The following is a 19532-nucleotide window of genomic DNA, read 5'->3' as shown; positions in this document are numbered from 1 at the left end:
CGGAGCCTCGAATTCCCCGTGACAATATATATACCCAGAGGGGCGGGTTTTCACTGTTCAATTGCACAGACACTTGCCGTCTCACCGTTCTCGAGCGATTTGTAGGCGGCAAAAGCGACGGCGGCAGCCGCAGCACCATCACTGAAAGATGCTGTCGGTTCACAACTTTCAGACACAGCGCGGCAGAAACCAAGAATCATTTTTTTGTTCAGGTCTTCGGACATTCCATGCCAACTAAACCTTCCATCTGAAACCAGGTCGAGGTGCGGATTGAAACAATCAATTTTGAGCACCCCCTGCTCACAGACCAACTCCAATTTGACGTCGCCCCAGATTGGCCATCCCTGCATGCGAGACCAGCTGCAATCGATGGAAACAGGAATATTGGAGCGTTTCAGGCGAGCATAGAGCAGAGCATTATCTTCTACAGAAATATTGGGATGCAAATTGTCACCACGAAAAGCCCTGACAGATGCGAATTCATCATTCGTGAAAAACCTGATCAAGTCAGCCACATGAACGGTGTGATCCATGACCGCGCCACCTCCCGATTGAAGAGGATCAGCAAACCACCCGCCGGGATAGGTACCGTGATTGGTTGCGGAAATAGCCTTGATTGCGCCAAGTGTTCCGGCATCCAGTGTTCGCTTGGCCTCCGCCACCGTGGCATCGTATCTCATAGGGAACGCTGTCTGGAAAAATATACGCTGCTTCGACTGACTGAATGCAGACTGCAGTCTCTCAATCGACTGATTTGAGACAGTAATCGGCTTCTCGCAAATTATGTGTTTACCGGCTTTGATTGCAGCCAACACATGTTCTTCATGTCTGGCATTCTCAGAGGAAATGATAACTGCGTCCAGATCAGCCCTGGATAGCAACTGATTGCAGTCCTGAAAAACATTTTCTATTTTGAACTGCCTGGATTTCAGTTCGAGACGTTCGAAATTGTCGTCAAACGCCGCCACCAGACGAGCCTCTCCGCCATCCTCCTCAATCTGTCGCAAGACCCAGGCATAACTGTCAGCATGCATGTGAGCAAAACTAATCAATCCGAATCTGATCATTTGGCGACCTCGTTTAAACTCGCCGAAGCGCTCGCAGTCTTTGTTGCTTCATCCATAACAATCAACTTGCCGGTCTTAATTGATTCCTTAGCGGCCATCGCCAGACGCAAAGAGTAGAGAGCGGCAGCGGCATTCATCGGCGTCTCCCTTTTGTTTTGCACTGCCTTTAAAAATGCCTCTTGCTCATAGTGATATCCGTTCAACTCCGCAATCGCTGCCGTAAAGCGCTTCTGCCCTTTCAGTGTCAATTGATACGAAGCGCGTGAGTCGCAGTTATCAGCAGCAATCATGCCACCAGTGCCGGTGATTTCGATAGCCGTGCTGAACGGGAAATTCTCAGGCAGAGCCCAATTCGCTTCCATGTAAGCAATTGCGCCGCTTACAAAATTGAAGTGGATTTGAGCGTAATCAATTACATCGCCTCTCCCAGAAAGATTGCCTCCCTGCGCAAACACTGATTTGACTGGACCCAGCGCCCACGACAAAAAATCTATGTCATGTAAGCCCAGATCGACAATCACACCACCGCTCAGTTCATCCTTCTCATAAAACTGAGATGCCGGCATAGGATTAGCGCGATAAGTGCGTGCGATGATAGGCTTACCAATCTTTCCGTATTCAATCTGCTTTTTAATCTGAACATACTCAGGCCAGAACCTCAGCACCTGACCAATCATCAAAATCAAGTCAGGATGACGCTCAGCCTCATCAATCATTTTCTGAGCATCAGCAATAGTATTGCTGATCGGCTTTTCGCAGAAAACGTGCTTATTCGCCTTGAGAGCATCGACGGCAATAGCGGCGTGCGAAGGTGTAGGTGAAGCTATCAACACCGCATCTATGGTTGGATCGTGGATGATGCTGCGATAGTCAAGTTCTTTGCGCACATGCAAGTCAGGGAAGTCGGCGGAGAACTGAGATAACTTCGATTCGGAAAGATCACTGACGGCAACAATTCTGGCCCGAGAATTACGGCTCAGAGACGGCAGATGCAAAACCGTGCCCGCAAATCCAAGCCCAATTAGACCAAGCCGGACGGGAGCAGGTTGATCAGAATTTTTATTGCTCGAACTCATTTGATGCGCGACCACCCCAGCAAAGTGCCAGGCTAGGTTAGCACAGTTGCATTCATGGAATCTTCGTGCCGGTCAACCCTGCCACGACAAAATTTGAGGCGAGCGCCTGCCTCAAACTGATCCCGATAACCGGTGCGGGGTCGGGAAGGGAATTTGTGAATTTGAAAAAACCATTGTTGTCGAAGTGACCGGTCATGTGCATCACATAGCCTCTGCCAAATGGGAACACGACCGCCAGAACGCCCTGCCCACCAGGATCTTCGTGCTCCAGTTTATGACTGCGCGCCAGCACCCGAACGCTGCCGGGCTTTAAAACTCGCAGAAGATGAGAAGCTTCGTCCATTTTCCAGTGAGCATTAGTGACGGCGTTTGCAAACAGGACAGGCTCTGGGTTGACTACGTAGGCATCATAAATAGCCTCTTCATTTTTTTTGCGATCATATTCGATGTAACCGGGGAAAGCCTTCTCCACCAGGTTGTCGAGGGCCCAGTCAGTAGCGAGCAAATACCCGCCCCGAGCAACAAAGTCGCGAATGCGCTGATATGAATCTTTGGGCGCAGTGCCGGCGCAATTAATGACTAGCACTTTTACATTTTCGAGCGGACAGTCGCGCAGTTCGCCACTGCCGATGCGTTCATATTGTATGCCGAGGGCGCGCAATGTGCGCCCGGAATCATCCCACCGCCCTTTCACCTCGAGAACGTTACCGGGACTATTGCCGACAGTCAGGAGTACACCAGGATGAGCCTTCTCCAACCAGGCTTTGAACATTTCAGGCGGTACAGTTTTCGAAACAGCTCCGGTCACCACAGGCGGTGTATTAATGAGAGCACCGACCTTTCCACCAAACAAGCTGTTGGCGGCCAGAGCATCTTCTCTGCTCACCTGCCCATTGAGCGGAGCGCGACTGTAGCCACTTCGATCGGACACTGAACTACTTTCATTATCAGAATCGGCAGGAACAGCAGCCCGTTTTGTAAAGATTGCTCGTTCCGTCTCGCCACCAGATGCGGAGCGAAAGGTACTTTGCTCTTTGCGAAAATCGGGTGCCGGTCTGGGCACCGGCTGTTCAGCCAGGCAAACGGCTGAATCGAAGAGCCAGAGCGAGCCAGCGATGATCGTCGCCGATATTCCGGAGCGCTTCAAGAATGTTCCTCCAAACCTACTTACCGGCCGACGCTCGTTTACATTCAATGTTCCGGATCTCTAAGTAGGAACCAAATCATAAATCAATCGCGTCTTCAAACCCGTGGTGAGGAAACAACGCACCAGAGCCTGAAAGATTTACATCGGACTGCTCACCAGTGGAAAGATGCGAGGAGGATCAAAATGAAGAAACAGATAATGGCCGCAGCACTCGCGGTAATCGGCAGCAGCGCCTTTTTCATGCCTGCCGCACAAAGCCACGATCACCATCGCGGCTACTGGAATCGAGAAGCCATGCCTTACGGCTATTACAACAATGGCTACTACAACAACGGCTACTACGATAACAGACGCGGTGTGATCCGGGAGCTGCGGCACGAACGGCGTGAAGCTATTCGCGACCAGCAACGCGCAATGCGCAGATGGGACAACCGATTCCACCGCTGGTTCTAGAGAATAACGTTGCAAGATGTCCGCCAGGCAGCGCGACCACTGAGGAGATGGGTTAACAGCCCATCTTTTTCAGTTCTTTATCGAGCAGTTCGATCTTTGCAGCCAGTGCTGAAACCAGATTCAAAGGCAAGAAGCCACGGCATTTTGCCAGTTGGTCGACGAGCTGTTGTTTTCGCTTGAGCAATTTACTGGCCTTGACCCATGAGCGCTCCGGATCCGGTTTACGAAATTCAGCCGGGTACAAGACATTTTCCTGACGATTTTTGAATTCCAGCTTTGACTTACGCGACGAAGTGCTTTCCGGACGGAAGTTCATTCTCGTAGCCAGGCTGTCGGTAGGAACAGAAAGCAGAGTGCGCTCATCTTTCGGCTCCTGGCGCGACTCCAGCGCTACCTGCCTCAATCGGCGCATTGGGGCTTCCTTGAGCGCCTGCTCCCGATTCATCCGAATCGTGTCTGACACACCAAGCGCGGCGCCCATACCGAGCATCATCAAGGGGTTGCAGAACACCAGGGAAGCCAGCGCCATCTGATCGCGTTTGCCGAAGCCAACTGCACTGTTGAAATCGCCATCTACCGGCTTGCCGTTGGGATTCTTGGGATCGTGCTTATTGTCTGCCCGGTGGAACTGACTCTGGATGGACAGTGAGTGCGCCTCGTAAACGAGAGCTGAGCTGCAAGCTTTGTCGAGCCGTCCATCACGGATGCTGCTCTTCTCCGAAAAAATGTCCATTGGTCTCATCTGGTCAGTGATTCCTCAATTCATCAGCCTCCAATAGATTAACTTTGTCGTTCTAGAAGTCGATGGGGAAATCACCCCTCATGCCGCCCAACAGATCGCAAGCCAAGCTCTGTGGGCGTTTCGGCTTGCGGTTTCCACCATGCTCAAACTGAAGGCTCTGGTCAAACCACCTGAATGCTGATATCCCGGACGCAAGAAACAGATCTCGCTCAAACAACACTTAAGAAACTGTTGATACTACAGACGGTGCAGCAGAAGAACCGGAAACAATAACGGGCGACGGTCGTCGTTATCTCTTGTGCGCGCAAGATGCGCCTGGCAACCGGTTGTCAATGATTACTACATTAGTGAGAAAATACCTGTATTTGCGTGACGCTATGACGGCTGCCAGTTCAAATCGCTTGGTAGGCCCTGTCAAAGCAAGTAAAATTGACCCATGACTTCAACTGTTTCTCCAGCCAAACCGAAAAAGCCTTTTCGCATTCCAGTGCTGACCTTCGTGGTTTCGCAGTTTGCCGTAGGCTGGGAAGTAATTGGTCAGGTAATGCTCATGTTCGGCCGCACACTGAAATACATCTTCACCGGTAAGATCGACAAGGAAGAGACAATCAGGCAGTGTTACATGATAGGCGTCAAATCGGTGGTCGTCGTGGCATTAACCGCACTGTTCACGGGCTTCGCCATGTCTTTGCAGATTTCACGAGAATTAGTTTTGTTCGGTGCGGACACAGCCATCGGCGGCGTGGTCTCGCTAGCTCTGGTTCGCGAGATCGGTCCGATTACCGCTGGAGTAATGGTAGCCGGCAGAGTGGGCAGCTCGATTGCTGCCGAGTTGACAACAATGATGATCACAGAGCAGATCGACGCCCTTCGAGTAATGCGCATCGACCCAGTGCAGTTCCTCGTAGTGCCGCGCTACGTAGCCGCATTTTGCATGATGCCTGTACTTTCTGTCTATGCTATGGCAGTCGGACTGATCGCCGGAATCTGGATCGCCCAGACAGCCGCAAACGTACCACCCAGCACCTTCCTGGACTCAGTCAGGCAGACTATTCTAGACAGAGACTTCTACGTCCACTTTTTAAAATCCTGGATCAATGCCACCATTATCGTCATGTTCTCATGTGCTATCGGTCTGCACACGCGCGGTGGCGCAGAAGACGTGGGTATAGCCACAACACGGACAATTGTCTGGACGATGACTATGATCTTCATCTTCAACTACGTTGTTACCTCTCTCACCTACGCTCCGAGGTAACATGACGCAAAGTTCCAGTGGCGAATCTTTCAAAGGTCCGCGCCCGCAATCTGAGCGGGGACGAGCCATGATCAAGGTGCGCGATTTGCACAAATCGTTCGGAAATCGCCATGTTTTACGTGGCCTCAGCTTTGACGTCTATGCGGGCGAGACGCTTGGCATCATCGGACCATCAGGCTGCGGCAAATCTACAATCTTGAAACTCTTGTGCGGTCTCATCCAACCCGACAGCGGCACTATCGAACTGGCGTCAGACAAATACGGCTTGGTTTTCCAGGGATCAGCCCTGCTCAACTCGCTCAGCGTCGAGGAGAATTTGAGACTGCCGCTGCGAAGCTTAAAAATGACAAGAGCCGAGCAACAAAAGAAAATCAATGACACATTGAAACTGGTCGGGCTGGAAGGATTCGCACAGGCTTATCCCAGCAACCTTTCAGGTGGGCAACAAAAACGAACCAGCTTTGCCCGAGCTATAGTCAACGATCCGGAAATTATTTTCTACGATGAACCGACTACGGGATTGGACCCGGTCATATCAACCGTCATCGAAGATTACATGATCACACTCGAAACCGAACTTCATGCAGCTTCGATCGTAGTCACACATCAACATTCGACATGGACACGTACAGCACACAGGGTAATTCTTATGCACGCAGGTAAGATCGTATGGGAAGGACGACCCGATGAAGCAGTAATCTCTGAAAATCCATACATGAAACAGTTCGCCAATGCTACCAAGGAAGGCCCGATGCTGGCAGCAAACGTCTAAATCCCAAACCCGCAACACAACAGAGAACCCCCCGAGCAGAAACGAAGAAACTAATGGATTCCAGTAGACCAAATCTAGCTATGTATGTAGGCTTCATCACAACAATCGCGGTGATGCTCCTCACCTATGGTTGGACCTGGCTCAAGAACATAGCCTCCAAGCCGCCACAGCGCTTCACTGTAACGTTTCACGATGTGGCAGGTCTGAACACTAATGCACCAGTGAATATCAACGGAGTGCGGGTCGGCGTTGTCGAAAAAATCAAACTAAAAGACGGAGTTGTTGATGTCATTCTAAAAATCAACAGCGAAGAAGCGACGGTCTACAAGGGGTCCATTTACACCATTCAAACCCTGGGGCTGGTCGGCGCAAAATACATCGAAGTGAAACTACCTGAAGGCACCGACGCATCCAAAGAAGTCGTAGCCGAATCAGACATCCAGACCGGTGTAGACCCGGTGCGAACCGAGTTGATTCTCAACAAAATCGCCACCAATATCGGTCAAATCGATTTCGATGCCAAAGCAGAACGCATCGCCAAAGCGGCTGACAGTCTGAGCGAAACGTCGAAAAAATTTGGTGATGCCGCTTCTGATACCAAGGCGGCAGCCAAAAATGCCAAAGGATTTTTTGGACGCGGTGAAGAATCGTTTCAGACTTTCGATAATCTGGCTAACGATTTGCGTGTCAATTCCAAAACCTCATTCCGTCGAATCGACGCATTGGCTGACGACTGGCGTACGACCTCTCGCAAGGTCAATCGCCTGCTCGACAATCCAGCGCTATCGTCTGACCTGAAGGAGACAGCCGAGAAAGCCAAAGAAACGTCTGCCAACATTCAGGCGGCCATTCATGAATTAACCAGTGTAGTCGGCGACAAAGGCACTCGGGACGATGTGATCACGATGCTCAACAAGCTCAACGTTTCGACTGAGAATATCAAAAGTGCCGTCGAGCGAGTCGGCAAACTCTCTGATGACCAGGGCGTGCGCAGTGATGTGAAACAGATTCTGGCAGACGCGAAAGAATCAATGGCCAATCTGAACAAAGTGCTGGCAAACAAAGATCTGAAAGACAACCTGATGAGCACGTCAGAAAAGGTGAGAACTGCCGCCACACATATCAATTTCGCAGCCCTGCAGATGAGCCAGGTGCTCGACAAACGGGCTCCGCTCCTGCATATGATCGTGGGCAGACCCGGTCACATCGAGACTGTCAATCAAGGGCTGGAAGTACAGAAAGAAAACGACAACAAAGCCAAAGAGTTGATCAAAAAAGGCAAAGCCGACCCGGAAAATCCGGCCCCCGCTCCAGCTGCAGTGCCAGGTGGCGATACGAATCCCGATAAGGAATCTTCGAAATGACCGAAAAGTTGAAATACGAGCCAGTAATCGGACTGGAAGTGCACGCCCAGCTGAAAACGAAAACCAAGCTGTTTTGCGGCTGTCCGACTGATTTTGGCGGCGCCCCAAACGACCATGCCTGCGCTGTTTGTGTAGGCATGCCCGGTGTTCTTCCCGTTCTCAACAAGAAAGCAGTCGAATTCGGCATAAGAACCGGACTGGCACTCAATTGCCAGATCGCCGAGGATAGTAGATTCGATCGCAAAAACTATTTTTATCCCGACCTACCCAAGGGATACCAGATCTCGCAGCTGGACCGCCCTGTCTGTCAGAATGGGCACCTATCAATCAACGGCAAAAAGATTCGCATCAACCGAGCTCATCTGGAAGAAGACGCAGGCAAGCTCGTCCACGCAGGCGCTGCCGGGCTGCACGGTTCGACACACAGCAATGCGGATTACAATCGCTCGGGCGTACCACTTCTGGAAATCGTCTCTGAGCCTGACATACGCAGCGCCGAAGAAGCACGTGATTATCTGACTGAACTGAGAAATATTCTGCGCTACATCGGAGTTTGCGATGGAAATCTTGAGGAAGGAAGCTTCCGCTGCGATGCAAACGTCTCAATTCGCCCTGTCGGTCAAGAAAAATTCGGCACCAGAACCGAAATCAAAAACATGAATAGTTTCAAGTCTGTTCGTGATGCCATCGAATCGGAAATAGAGAGACAGGCGCAATTGCTCGATAGTGGAGAAAGAGTCGTTCAAGAGACGAGACTGTGGAACGAAGCCAAACAAGCCACATTCTCGATGCGATCGAAAGAAGACTCACACGACTATCGCTATTTCCCAGAACCAGATTTAGTACCACTGGCAATCGACAAAAACTGGGTCGATGAAATCAGAGCCTCTCTGCCGGAACTGCCGGAGCAAAGGCGCCAGCGCTACATCAGCAAGCATGGACTGTCTGAATACAACGCGGGCATCCTGGCCGAGTCGCGCGCCATGTCCGACTTCTACGACCGCGTGCTTGACCTCGGCGTCGACGCCGAGAAATCCGCCAACCTGCTAACAAATGCAATTGCGTTCTACATGCGCGACAACAAGAAAGAATTCTCAGAACTTACCATCACGCCGGAGAATTTAAGAGATCTAATTGCAGCTGTAGCGGAAGGCACTCTCACATCCAACGTAGCATTCAAGCAGCTTTTGCCAGAATTGTTGGGCACTGCAGGTGACGTAAAAAAACTGATCAAAGACAAGGGACTGGGGCAGGCTCTATCCGAAGACGAACTTAGAAAGATCGTTCAGGAAATAGTTGTCAGCTCACCTGCCCAAGTCGAGGACTACAAGAAAAAACCAGACAAATTGCGTCCATACTTTCTCGGTCTTGTTATGAAAGCAACCAAAGGCAAAGCGAATCCGCAGCTCATCAACAAGCTCCTTGACGGCGAGTTACCAGAGCCGGACTAGAATGATGCTAAAAGCCGAGGAAGCGCCACTACAAGTAGTGGCGCTTCCCTTCCATATAAAATCGTAAAACTTAGCGTTTGCCTCCCATTTCCCAGGCAGTGCACATCGGGTCTTCACCATCCTGATGCCTGGAGTGATGCTCCCATCGCCCCTTCTGACTTTCTGGAACAAAACCTATTGGGCCGTGCACTTCAGGGAATTCAAGATAACCACCGCCATCACCGTACATGGACAGGGTCAGATCGTGCCCCTTGATGCCATCGCCGACGCGCTCACGATGGACGAGGTCTGTAATAGCTCCATCATGATTCAAAGCACGACCAATGTCGTCGACCGCACTGGCTGCATCACCGATAGCCCTGGCTGCCGCTCCGATAGAACGCAGCTCGTCAGGAATGCCAGCCGCGTCACCGATGCCCCGGGCTGCCGCTCCGATGGATCGCAGCTCGTCAGGAGTGCCAGCCGCGTCACCGAGGGCTCTGGCACCTGCTCCGATTGCTCTGGCACTGTCGCCAATAGCGCTTGCAGCTTCTCCAATAGCTCTTGCGCCCTTTCCTACACATGCTGCTGCCGCACCATCTCTTGCGCCTTCACCAAGCGGCTCACAGTCGAGATATCCGCTGTCGGCCTGCCGCGCTCTGGTAAATGAAAGATCGGAGGCAGATTTAACTGCGCTCTGCATTGACGACCACTGATTCTGCGACATTGCTACCTGATGATCAGCAAAGCCTGCTGCAACGTGAGGATCGTTCATTGCGCCTTCCGCTGAAGTATCAAATTTGCTCATTTCTATCTCCTTAAAATCGGTTTCAATGCATTCGCAGCAGTCTCTCGGACAATCCTTGAACGAACACTCAACTGAATCACAACAACCTGAATGTGGGCACCAAATATAGTGCGCAACGGTTGCAGATGATTTTTTACTCAGGGCAAGCTCGGTAGCGGCACTTTAATTCGAACAATCAGATCAACTGCGGTATTAGCCTGCCGTCGAACCGGATTGTGGTATCAACATACCGGAGCGATTGTAATAAAGCAGGAAAATTGTGTGACAAATTTGGTTATGCAGTTAGCCGGCTCAGGATAACCACCCGGATTAACACTAAAACTTATAGTATAACAGTCGTCAAAAAAAACTTACTGTATAGACAAGTAGATCTGACACCGAAAAATGTGGATGAGGCGAGTGGGTGCTTGCGCACCACACTCACCCTCCACATCTTTGGTCGGTTCAGTGAACCGAGAGCTGCTCGTCGCCCGTCGCCCGAGTCGTGGTCAGGCTGGACACGGGAAGGCAGATGACGCGCTCGTCGGACCCGTAAGGACCGAGGCGCTCGACCTGACCGCGGAACTCGCCGACGAAGATGGTCTCGCCCGGAATGAGCGCACCCATCCGGCTGATGACGTCCGTGACCGGGACGTACTGGTGATCACCGCGAGCGACCTCGCGCAGAACGCACTGTGTGGTAGACATAAAGCCTCCTAACTAACTTACAGTTGGATGCAGGCGTCTCTTTCGAGGCGCCCTGGGTTACATGCCTGCCGCGGCCTGTGTACGGCACGCAGCTCGGATGAAGTGAAGGACCTGGTTGATCGGCCAGCGAACGATGCACTCACAGCCCTGCATGACGTCAACGGTCGGTGCAGGACTCTCAGTGGTCGCCGCGAGTTTGGTTGTTTCCTGAAACTCGCGACGAGCCACATCGTTGTCAGTGACATCGTTGATGCGAAGGATGGTCAGACCCGCGTACAGCGACATGGCTGAACGCAGACGCTGCCACGCCTCCACGTTGTAGAGGGTGTAATTGAGAGCGTTCTCGCCCTTGATCACCACACCCTGGCGCTTCGCCTCGGCACCGACCCAGCGAACCAACTGGAACGCCAGGGACTCGTTTTCACCATCAGCCATCTCTAGACACGTGAAGTGCAAGACCACACGCGTACCGGGCTTGATGCACTGAAAGTGCCGGAACAGACTGATGATGTTCCGGTAGCCGTGGCTCTCATCGTTGTTCCAGTCGCTCGTGCGCACCAGCCCGGCGTTGAGTTCAGCCAGACGGTCGGAGAGAACGATGCGGTCTCCCTCCACGTGCCCCATGCGCCAGTGAACACCCGGAACCTTGGCTCCGAGGTCGATACCGACGAATGGCGCACTGTCAGCAGAGAAGACGCCCAGGGCAGCCGTCATGACCTTGCGGCCATGCTCGTACAATGACGACGTGTACCAGTCGAACAGGTCCTGTCCGTACCTGGTGTTGACGTGGACCTTGTGCGCGAAGAACGCTTCGGCATCGACCGGCGGCTCGATGTTCTCGAACTCGCCCCATGCCTGACGCACGCCGTCGCGGTCACCGTACTTGGTCATCACGTAGTCCACGAAAGACTTCCGCGCCAGCTCGGAGTAGCACTGCAGTGCACCCCGAGTCGGGTAGTCGGTGTTCTTGTCATGGCTGTTGTACGAGGGGAAACGCAGCTCACCAGCGGGACCGAGGCTGATGTTGATTTCAGCGATGTGGCTGGCCTTGCCGGCGAAGTGATTCTGGAAGGCGGCGAAGAAGGCAGTGTAATCGTCGAGAACCAGATTGGTGGCCCAGCAGGAAACGTATTCAGGGCTGCTGTTACCTTGCTCGCTGACGTACTTGACGGCATTGACATCGCGCGAAACAAGCTTTGAACCAAGCTTCGTCCAGATCCAGGCAGGCAGGGGCACGTTGACAGTGTCACCGATGTTGCCGCCGCACTGGTGCAGCGACATGATGGGAACCCACTTGAGTCCCGCGTTGATGATGTGGTCGGAGATGGTGTCGTAGTACGACCAGTCGTACTGCCGCTCAACCTTCTCAACAAGACCCCACCAGATGTCGACCGAAACAGCCTGAGCGCCGAGGCGCTTTGCGGTGGCGAGCTGTTCGTCGAATTTGCTCCAAGCATGGCGCCATTCGTCCTGGTTGAGACCCGCCGCCGGGTCAGCAACAAGAAGGGGCGCCATGACAGCGATTGTGTTCTTTGTCATGGTTGACTCTCCTAGTCTTAGACCGGCGGTCCAGATCACGATGCTGGTTGGCATCGCTGAGGACAAAAGTGAGCAAGCCGCAGCACCGTTCTTGGTGTCACGCGACCTGCCTGCCGGATGGGTTGTTGGGTGGGCTCGACTCAACCAGGTGTCTGGTTGCAGTCAAAGTCCGAGATGTTTGTCAGGAAACGGGTTTGGTGTCGGTGTTTTTTGCTGACGAAAAGAAAGGGGTAATTTGAAGCTACACAGTGGACGCCTTGCGGCACAAGGTGCGGGGACGCAGGAATGTGGGCGCCTGGATGTTCACAATCGCGTAACCTAGCGCAGGATGTCAACAAGGGCAGAGCATGGGCCTATGCACGAACCAAGCGAACTGTTACAGGCACACTCAAGCCCGTATGCCGAGGTCCGTTAAAATACTGATGAACACTGGGTTTGGCGTAAACCGGAGCAGCAGTTCGAGATGCTCTCCAAACAGGACAATTCCCACTCAAACAGCACCGCAATCAGTAGCGGACTTTGCGCTATCACCTGACGAGTCAACCGCGCATGTCACGTGAAAAAGATCCGCTCAGCTTCAAAATTGTGCGAGGAGGTTCCGACTCCTCTCGCAGACTTTAATCTACGTGCTTATGCGCGCTTCGCCAATTTTTGCAAATCGGCTCTTAGCTCGGTGATATCCGCATAACGTTCGGACAACGAAGAGCAAGTTGCTCTGGCCACTATGGCATCCATCTCATCTGAAATAGTTGAGACAACACGCCTGGGGTGCGATTGAGTAATAGGAGTTGGTTCTTTTCCTGTCAGGAGGAAGAACAGTGTTCCGCCAAGCGAATAGATGTCACTTTGAGGAACAGCTTTGCCACGAAACTGTTCGGCCGGGATGTAAGCATGCTTGCCAACCACAGTTGAAGTTGCAGACGAATCGACCTGATAAGCAACGTTGAAATCGACAATTTTTACTGTTCCATCTTCCTGCAACATCAAGTTGTCGGGAGTAATATCTCTGTGCACTACAGGTGGTGACTGACCGTGCATGTATTCGAGAATATCGCAGGTGCGCAAAGCCCAGTCGATAACTAGCGTTTCCGGCTGAGCGCCCAGCCTTTCGACCAGAGTCTTCAGGGACTCACCCGATACGTATTCAAGAACAAGGTAGCCACGGAAGTCTTCAACAAAAGCGTCTTTCAACTTGACTATCTGAGGGTGATCCAACTTTTGCAGAATCTCGGCTTCAGCTCTTAACTTCTCAGCAGTTCGCTCAGCTGTAAGCTGCCCTCGATGCACAGGCAGAACATACTCTTTTAAAACAACTTGCTCATTCAAAACAAGGTTAGCCGGATCGATGGAAACAATGTGATTTTCGTCTGTTTCGCTTCGGTGCGTACCGGCAACGCAGACATTAGCAAGATAGGCGGTGCCCTGCCCGCCACCACCTACAGTACCAATAATTTCATAACGCCCCGTATCGAGAAGCATGCAGTTCTCCAACATACCGGTTTTCTGGCGTTCGGCAGGCACTGAAAAATACTTGAGCCAGAGCTCAGTATAAGAGTTGTCGGATGCAAAGCCCGGATCAACATGCAAAGCAGCTTTTGGCGCGCTTGTTTTGATCAAACTGAAAAAAGTTCCGATGTTGTGCTTCTTGCTGATATCAGAGAGTTTCAACTTGAATTGATTGCCTTCACGCGTTCTGATCAGGAAGGCTGGCTGCTTGCCGTTGAAAATATCCCATATGGAAAATTGCTGAACCAGCTCGATGGCAGACCAGCGAACAGCCAGAGTAAGCGGACCGGAATGCTCCAACATGAGGTGAGAATCAGTCCAATCAATATCCCTGGACCGCGATTCACGGGCGATGTAGACAACCAGACCGGACAACAAACAACAACCCACAAAAGCAAAAGGCAAAAAAGCCAGCACCTGATCCAGATTGCCGATGTTCTTAAGAGTCAAGCCTAAGAACTGCGGCGGAATGTATGTATTGGCAGCATACGGCTCTGTGAACCAATCAGTGACGCCCATGGTCTGAACGGTTTGCATGAAAATAGCAAACAAAATAAGAACAAAAACACTGATCAGAATGGCTTGAAAAGATGCCACCACTGTTGGTGAAAAGCCGGCCCGGTTGACATCGAACGGACGATCCCAGGCTGATGATGAACTGGCCATACCGGGCTGATAGGCAGCCGATCCGGCCACCTGCAACGCCGCCCCTCCTGCACCCTGAAAGGCCATGCCGGCGGTCGAATGATTGTAAAGACTCTCGGAAGGATCCACACATTCACGATCGCGATCCAACTGAGATTCAGATAGCGCCTGGCTCGACTGGTCCAATGAAATCGACGGCTCCAATGAGGAATCACCGGAAACGACAAGCTCTACCGGCTCAACCTGCTCCTTCAATTTCACATCGTTTTCGCGAGACGGTGCCTCTTCTTGCATAAATTAGCCTTGCTGCTGCAGATTGAAAATGTACTGTCGTGCCTCCGCGGCAACCGCTTCCATATTCTGTAAGCGATCTTCCAATTCCATAGCTGTACAATCTTTGATCAGTTTGTTCAAAGCCGGCATCTTCGCCGCATTATCGCCTGGCAAACTGGACTGTGACAGAGCCTCAGGGTCGGACCCGATGGCAAGATAATAAAGAGTGCAGCCCAGCGCGTAAATATCGCTTTGAGGCACAGCTTTTCCTCGAAACTGCTCGGGCGAAATATATGATTGCTTGCCGACGAGTGTACCGGTGGCGGTGGCAATGAATTCATTGGCGGCTCCAAAATCAATCAGTTTGATAGAGCCTGTGCGATCCAAAACCAGATTGTCGGGTGTCACGTCGCGATGAATGATGGGTGGGTTCTGAGTGTGAAGATAGGCGAGGATATCTGCTACTTCCAGAGCCCAGCGCATGATCAATCGCTCCGGCTGAGGTCCGTGTTCCTTCACGTATGCACGCAAATCCACACCATTGATGTGCTCTATAACCAGGTAATCACGACCATTCTCGACAAAGTGGTCCAGTACCCGAGCAATATTTTGATGCGATAACGCCTGCAAGATTTTAGCTTCACGCTTAAACATCTCAAGCGCCTTTTCTTTGCTGGCAGCATCTGCATTGAGGGGAACGACGGCTTCTTTGAGAATGACCGTCTCACCAAGATTGTCCTTACACAGATAAACAGCCGACAAGCCACCAAAGGAAATCTGCCCGATTACCGTCAGACGACCGTTTTGCAATTTCGTCTTCGCTTCCAGCGGCACAAAGGCGGTACTGCCGAAGCGACTGGCCAGGTCACGCTCCCAAATAGCAGTGAAGCTCTCATCTGAGGGATTTGCTTGAATGCCCGGGATGCCCATTTCAACAGCTCTGCGATCAAAAACACAGCGGGTCTCAGGGGCGTTAGAACGGACTGCGACAACGAGGTCCTTAAGATCTGAGGTTTTCACTCCTGCTAAGCGAAACCGCACCTGCCCCTTCTGCAACGTATTGCCGAAGCGCATAATCAATTCGTCATTCTTGAACTCAATAAGATCAAGATGCGACCATGGCCGCTTCCTTAAAAGAGCCAGATCAAACAAAAAACGCCGTGGTAATTCCAGACCATCCTCAGTAAGCGCAAACTTGTTATCGAGACAAACCAGCACGGTAAACGAGCCAAGCGCAACCAGGCTCAAATAAAAGAGCAACAAACAGAACAGGTCTTCATAGCCCACGAACCCACCCTGGATCACAGCTTTGGCCAACCAGCTGCAGACATACAGGGCCCAGATGCCCCAGATCGGCGCCAGGGCAATTGCAAGAAACAAGGCAGCACGAGCCTGGTCTTCTTTGTACCTGATTACTAACTTAGGTGAGTCGTTCGGTTCCATAATTTCCTCTGCCTTTATATGCCCAGAGTGGCGCCGACTGACCCGAAGCGGAGCAAAGCGGGTCTAAGATAATTGAATCAGTTGAGACGAATCCTGGCTAAGGCTTTACCACGTCCTGTTCTGCATCCTTGCTTGGATCCCACTGAGTTTTGAACATCATCAAGTCAGCTTCGAAGGCTGTCGGATGAACCATGACGTCGCCGCCGAAAGGATCGTCGAAACTGGCGAGAAGAAAGATATTCAGACAAATTACCAGCGTCACAATCGCGGTCATGACGACTTGAAGCTTCGTGTTTTTAATGCCGAAGAAATAGGTGAATATGATTGTCGCCAACCCACCCGCCAGAAGCACCCACCAGAGCGCCAGAGGCAGACCATTATGGAGAGCTTCAATACGCAGACGACGAGCGTCGCTCATATCGGTCAAAGAACCAAGAAGTACCTGTTGTATGTTGCTTTCGGCTTGATCGTTCGGATGAAAAGTGACGCACTGCTGCCAGAGAGACCGATATGTCCTGATGGTCGGAACGCTAATTTGTCTTTGAGCCAATAGCGGCCATTCGGTATTAATGATTTGCTCAGCGTAAGTTATGCATGTCGAACGCAACTGGTCTCGAGCCGGTTTGGGCATGCCGCCTGCCAGGTTAAAAATATCGGCGAGGGAGGCAGCTTCCTGCTGAACGGTGGCACGAGCCTCTTCAAATCGCTGCATGGCATCGCTAACCATAAAACCGATCAAAACTGCAAACATCATTCCAACAACCTGCGAAAGAGGGTCGGTAACGTCATGATGTACCTTCAAGTCGGTCGCTTGTATCCAGCGTCTAACTGCGAGCAAGCCACCAACAGCGACTGCGACGATAACAAAAATGCATACCAGTCCAGCTAAGGTGTAGGTGCCCAAGTGATTTGCCCCATCAGTTCAAAAATTATGCCGCACACAAGGATAACACTGTCCCGGAAGTCAAGTTCAAGCAAGGAGTGACGGTTGCTCGTACAATATGAACAGGATCAGCGCCGAGGGAAGCCGTCGTATGCTCACAGATAAGTCGGGCAGCTTGCTGCAAAGACTGTCTTCCGATAAGCAACGACTGTTTGCTTATCGACCGGAGAATTTTTTTCTCGCTCTATTTACTGCCGGGTTCGCTGGTTTTTGCGGCACGCCGCCAGCGCAGGCCTACTATTTTCAGGGGTACTATGCCCCTCAGGTTTTAATTTCGCCAATGCGCGACGACATGATGTACACACCTGTAGGAATGGGAGTGGTCACATCCAAAGCTGGTTTTCGAATTCACCCTGTAACAGGAAAAGGCGACTTCCACAGCGGTGTTGATTTAGGCGCTAAACTCAACGATCGTGTTTACGAGTTACTCGACGGATACGTAACGCGAGTCGGCTGGCGTGGCGCACTCGGAGTTGCTGTTGAGGTTTACCATCCTTATCCCGGCGTTCGCTCAATCACCGGACACTTGAATGCATACAGCGTCTTGCCGGGTCAGTGGGTGACTCGCGGTCGAGTGATTGGGTACGCCGGTTCGACCGGGCGGTCTACTGGTGTTCATGTTCATTACACTGTCATCAAAGAGGATACGAACGAGTACATCGAACCGATGAAGTATCTAACGACAGTGCCCAAATACGTTCAAGCTCTTAAAACAGCGCGCGGTCAAGCCGCACTTGCAGCGAAGAAACAGCAGCTTCAACAACTGGAGGCTAAAGCAACCGACACCGATGACGTTGATTTGCCTGAAGTGAAGAAGCCTGCAAAATCACCGCCTCCATCAGTGGAGAACTGACCGACTAGTCAATGGAATAGAGATTTCCATCCTGGCTGCCTATGCACACGCCAGTCGATGATATTGCCGGTGAGCTACAAATAGGTCGCTGCGTTTTGTACTTCCATTTGATTCCGCCGTTACGAGTATCGATCGCATATACATACGAGTCCGAACTTCCCATATAGAGCATGTTTCCGAGCAGCCCCGGAGAGGATGAGAGCAATGGAACAGGACTGTTGATTCCAGTTTTCCAGAGCATTTTTCCAGTGGCGGCATTGAGACAATACATTTTCAAGTCATCATTGCCCACGAAAACTTTTCCGTTCGCTCCTACAGGTGAAATACTGAAACTCTCGGCCCCGGCATATTTCCATTTCAGATGCCCTGTCGCTGCGTCGAGTGCATAGAAATATTTGTCCCAACTCGACACGAATACTGTGTCGCCCATAACCATGGGTGAGGCAAATATCTTATTGCCCGTTTTGTGCTGCCAGACCTGAGTGCCATCAGCAATAGAGACTGCAAATACTGAACCACTGTGAGAACTAACCAGCACCAGATCTCCAACAACAGATGGCGATGATGTTATGCGCGCACCGGTTTGAAATTTCCATTTAATCGCTCCGCTTTTCACATCAACTGCATACAAAAATCCGTCCCAGCTACCAACGTAGGCAACACCTTCATAAATTGCCGGGGAAGATGAAATGCGATCGCCTGACTCTGCAGACCACAAAACCTTACCGTTGCGCGTGTCCAGACAGTAGAGTTTCTTGTCCTCACAACCAATTACAAGAATTCCGTCAGAAACAGCCGGGGAAGATTTCACCTTGTCGCCCAGCTTGGTGTGCCATAACATAGAGCCGGTACGCTCATCTACTGCATATACATTTGCATCATCACTACCGACATATACGACTCCTTTATATACAGCAGGAGAAGAATCGATCGGACCCTCTGCCGGAAAGCTCCAGTGCAAGCGACCTTGAGGCAAAGTAGTGGCCTCAGCCGGTGCAACTCCTGTGCGGCAAGGATTTTGCAGAAACATTTGCCACCCGTTGCGATACTTCGCTACCACGCTGGCCGACGCCTTTAGCATCTGCTCGTTGGTCATGGACTTGGCCGCCTCGTCGGCAATATGAACAGCGTTGCCTTTCAGGGGTGCCGGCTGAGCTGTTGTTGCTGTGCTGTTTTTGGGCGCAACAGTGACGGGCTTAGAAATTGCAGGCGTAACGACAGAATTTTTGCTGCCCGACGGTCCCGACGCCGGAGCCTGACACTCCGCGGGTTTCAGGGAGAGCCCGAGAGCAGTGACTGCTATCAAAAAACTCAAAACCGGTTTAGAAGTTCCAGACAATGTTGTCATGAGGCAGCCTACTTTTGAGATGTGAACTCACTTCCAGGGACAGTCAAAATTGAATTATAGAACTTTTCGGGCAGGCATATCTTTGCTAGATACCGGACGCGAAAATCGATCAAATTCGGAAAAGCGCATCGTGCAAGCATTGCAATGCACAAAAATTTTAACTGAAATGTATCAAGAG

Annotated in this window: 17 protein-coding genes; 6 read left to right on the top strand and 11 right to left on the bottom strand. The window is 51.5% G+C overall.

What is annotated here, in order from left to right; translation table 11 throughout:
• Positions 1 to 50: 50 nt before the first annotated feature.
• The 3 genes from EKK48_09500 to EKK48_09490 are packed head-to-tail and all read right to left on the bottom strand — an operon-like array spanning position 51 to position 3290.
• Positions 51 to 1067 carry a Gfo/Idh/MocA family oxidoreductase gene (locus tag EKK48_09500; protein RTL43122.1) on the bottom strand — a complete coding sequence of 339 codons (1017 nt, stop codon included), beginning with the start codon at positions 1065 to 1067 and terminating at the stop codon, positions 51 to 53.
• Positions 1064 to 2143, bottom strand: coding sequence for a Gfo/Idh/MocA family oxidoreductase (locus EKK48_09495; GenBank protein ID RTL43121.1), 1080 nt, complete (start codon positions 2141 to 2143; stop codon positions 1064 to 1066). Before EKK48_09495 ends, EKK48_09500 begins: the two co-directional genes overlap by 4 nt.
• 52 nt (positions 2144 to 2195) lie before the next feature.
• Positions 2196 to 3290 carry a hypothetical protein gene (locus EKK48_09490; protein ID RTL43120.1) on the bottom strand — a complete coding sequence of 365 codons (1095 nt, stop codon included), beginning with the start codon at positions 3288 to 3290 and terminating at the stop codon, positions 2196 to 2198.
• 183 nt (positions 3291 to 3473) lie between these two features.
• On the opposite strand from EKK48_09490, the gene EKK48_09485 reads away from it, so the two are divergent.
• On the top strand, positions 3474 to 3743 hold the full coding sequence (locus tag EKK48_09485) for a hypothetical protein (GenBank protein ID RTL43119.1): 270 nt from the start codon (positions 3474 to 3476) through the stop codon (positions 3741 to 3743).
• A 52-nt stretch (positions 3744 to 3795) separates the two neighbouring features.
• On the opposite strand, the gene EKK48_09480 is transcribed toward EKK48_09485, so the two are convergent.
• Entirely contained in the window at positions 3796 to 4485 is a 690-nt protein-coding gene (locus EKK48_09480; protein ID RTL43118.1) for a hypothetical protein, read from the bottom strand.
• Positions 4486 to 4921: 436 nt separating this feature from the next.
• Between EKK48_09480 and EKK48_09475 the strand changes: the two genes are divergently transcribed.
• The 4 genes from EKK48_09475 to gatB are packed head-to-tail and all read left to right on the top strand — an operon-like array spanning position 4922 to position 9330.
• Positions 4922 to 5743, top strand: coding sequence for an ABC transporter permease (locus EKK48_09475; GenBank protein ID RTL43117.1), 822 nt, complete (start codon positions 4922 to 4924; stop codon positions 5741 to 5743).
• Between the two features lies 1 nt (position 5744).
• On the top strand, positions 5745 to 6515 hold the full coding sequence (locus tag EKK48_09470; GenBank protein RTL43116.1) for an ATP-binding cassette domain-containing protein: 771 nt from the start codon (positions 5745 to 5747) through the stop codon (positions 6513 to 6515).
• Positions 6516 to 6568: 53 nt separating this feature from the next.
• A complete protein-coding gene (locus tag EKK48_09465; protein ID RTL43115.1) occupies positions 6569 to 7879 on the top strand; it encodes an MCE family protein in 1311 nt (436 codons plus the stop codon).
• An 8-nt stretch (positions 7880 to 7887) separates the two neighbouring features.
• Positions 7888 to 9330 carry an Asp-tRNA(Asn)/Glu-tRNA(Gln) amidotransferase subunit GatB gene (gatB, locus tag EKK48_09460; GenBank protein ID RTL43237.1) on the top strand — a complete coding sequence of 481 codons (1443 nt, stop codon included), beginning with the start codon at positions 7888 to 7890 and terminating at the stop codon, positions 9328 to 9330.
• Between the two features lie 70 nt (positions 9331 to 9400).
• Here the strand turns inward: gatB and EKK48_09455 are convergent, their stop codons facing one another.
• From EKK48_09455 to EKK48_09430, 6 genes are all read right to left on the bottom strand, one after another.
• On the bottom strand, positions 9401 to 10117 hold the full coding sequence (locus tag EKK48_09455; protein ID RTL43114.1) for a hypothetical protein: 717 nt from the start codon (positions 10115 to 10117) through the stop codon (positions 9401 to 9403).
• 444 nt (positions 10118 to 10561) lie between these two features.
• The gene (locus EKK48_09450) at positions 10562 to 10804 is read right to left on the bottom strand and encodes a hypothetical protein (protein ID RTL43113.1); all 243 of its coding nucleotides are present in this window, start codon (positions 10802 to 10804) and stop codon (positions 10562 to 10564) included.
• A gap of 57 nt (positions 10805 to 10861) precedes the next feature.
• The gene (locus EKK48_09445) at positions 10862 to 12397 is read right to left on the bottom strand and encodes a glycosyl hydrolase family protein (protein ID RTL43112.1); all 1536 of its coding nucleotides are present in this window, start codon (positions 12395 to 12397) and stop codon (positions 10862 to 10864) included.
• Positions 12398 to 12973: 576 nt separating this feature from the next.
• The gene (locus tag EKK48_09440; protein RTL43111.1) at positions 12974 to 14788 is read right to left on the bottom strand and encodes a serine/threonine protein kinase; all 1815 of its coding nucleotides are present in this window, start codon (positions 14786 to 14788) and stop codon (positions 12974 to 12976) included.
• Positions 14789 to 14791: 3 nt separating this feature from the next.
• Positions 14792 to 16210, bottom strand: coding sequence for a serine/threonine protein kinase (locus tag EKK48_09435; GenBank protein ID RTL43110.1), 1419 nt, complete (start codon positions 16208 to 16210; stop codon positions 14792 to 14794).
• 97 nt (positions 16211 to 16307) lie between these two features.
• Positions 16308 to 17114 (bottom strand): DUF4239 domain-containing protein, encoded by an 807-nt coding sequence (locus tag EKK48_09430; GenBank protein RTL43109.1) that lies wholly within the window; start codon positions 17112 to 17114, stop codon positions 16308 to 16310.
• A gap of 97 nt (positions 17115 to 17211) precedes the next feature.
• On the opposite strand from EKK48_09430, the gene EKK48_09425 reads away from it, so the two are divergent.
• Positions 17212 to 18006, top strand: coding sequence for a hypothetical protein (locus EKK48_09425; protein ID RTL43108.1), 795 nt, complete (start codon positions 17212 to 17214; stop codon positions 18004 to 18006).
• A gap of 4 nt (positions 18007 to 18010) precedes the next feature.
• Here EKK48_09425 and EKK48_09420 read toward each other — a convergent pair whose 3' ends face one another.
• Positions 18011 to 19354 (bottom strand): hypothetical protein, encoded by a 1344-nt coding sequence (locus EKK48_09420; GenBank protein ID RTL43107.1) that lies wholly within the window; start codon positions 19352 to 19354, stop codon positions 18011 to 18013.
• Positions 19355 to 19532: the final 178 nt, after the last annotated feature.

This window comes from Candidatus Melainabacteria bacterium, from assembly GCA_003963305.1.
Lineage (GTDB): Bacteria > Cyanobacteriota > Vampirovibrionia > Obscuribacterales > Obscuribacteraceae > PALSA-1081.
The sequence above is the reverse complement of the archived record's forward strand: the minus strand, read 5'-3'. Positions and strand labels throughout refer to the sequence as shown.

Excerpts from the sequence above, each read along its gene's own strand:
- EKK48_09500 (RTL43122.1), bottom strand. The coding sequence starts at position 1,067 with ATGATCAGATTCGGATTGATTAGTTTTGCTCACATGCATGCTGACAGT.
- EKK48_09495 (RTL43121.1), bottom strand. The coding sequence starts at position 2,143 with ATGAGTTCGAGCAATAAAAATTCTGATCAACCTGCTCCCGTCCGGCTT.
- EKK48_09485 (RTL43119.1), top strand. The coding sequence starts at position 3,474 with ATGAAGAAACAGATAATGGCCGCAGCACTCGCGGTAATCGGCAGCAGC.
- EKK48_09480 (RTL43118.1), bottom strand. The coding sequence starts at position 4,485 with ATGAGACCAATGGACATTTTTTCGGAGAAGAGCAGCATCCGTGATGGA.
- EKK48_09475 (RTL43117.1), top strand. The coding sequence starts at position 4,922 with ATGACTTCAACTGTTTCTCCAGCCAAACCGAAAAAGCCTTTTCGCATT.
- EKK48_09470 (RTL43116.1), top strand. The coding sequence starts at position 5,745 with ATGACGCAAAGTTCCAGTGGCGAATCTTTCAAAGGTCCGCGCCCGCAA.
- EKK48_09465 (RTL43115.1), top strand. The coding sequence starts at position 6,569 with ATGGATTCCAGTAGACCAAATCTAGCTATGTATGTAGGCTTCATCACA.
- EKK48_09455 (RTL43114.1), bottom strand. The coding sequence starts at position 10,117 with ATGAGCAAATTTGATACTTCAGCGGAAGGCGCAATGAACGATCCTCAC.
- EKK48_09450 (RTL43113.1), bottom strand. The coding sequence starts at position 10,804 with ATGTCTACCACACAGTGCGTTCTGCGCGAGGTCGCTCGCGGTGATCAC.
- EKK48_09445 (RTL43112.1), bottom strand. The coding sequence starts at position 12,397 with ATGCCAACCAGCATCGTGATCTGGACCGCCGGTCTAAGACTAGGAGAG.
- EKK48_09440 (RTL43111.1), bottom strand. The coding sequence starts at position 14,788 with ATGCAAGAAGAGGCACCGTCTCGCGAAAACGATGTGAAATTGAAGGAG.
- EKK48_09435 (RTL43110.1), bottom strand. The coding sequence starts at position 16,210 with ATGGAACCGAACGACTCACCTAAGTTAGTAATCAGGTACAAAGAAGAC.
- EKK48_09425 (RTL43108.1), top strand. The coding sequence starts at position 17,212 with ATGAACAGGATCAGCGCCGAGGGAAGCCGTCGTATGCTCACAGATAAG.
- EKK48_09420 (RTL43107.1), bottom strand. The coding sequence starts at position 19,354 with ATGACAACATTGTCTGGAACTTCTAAACCGGTTTTGAGTTTTTTGATA.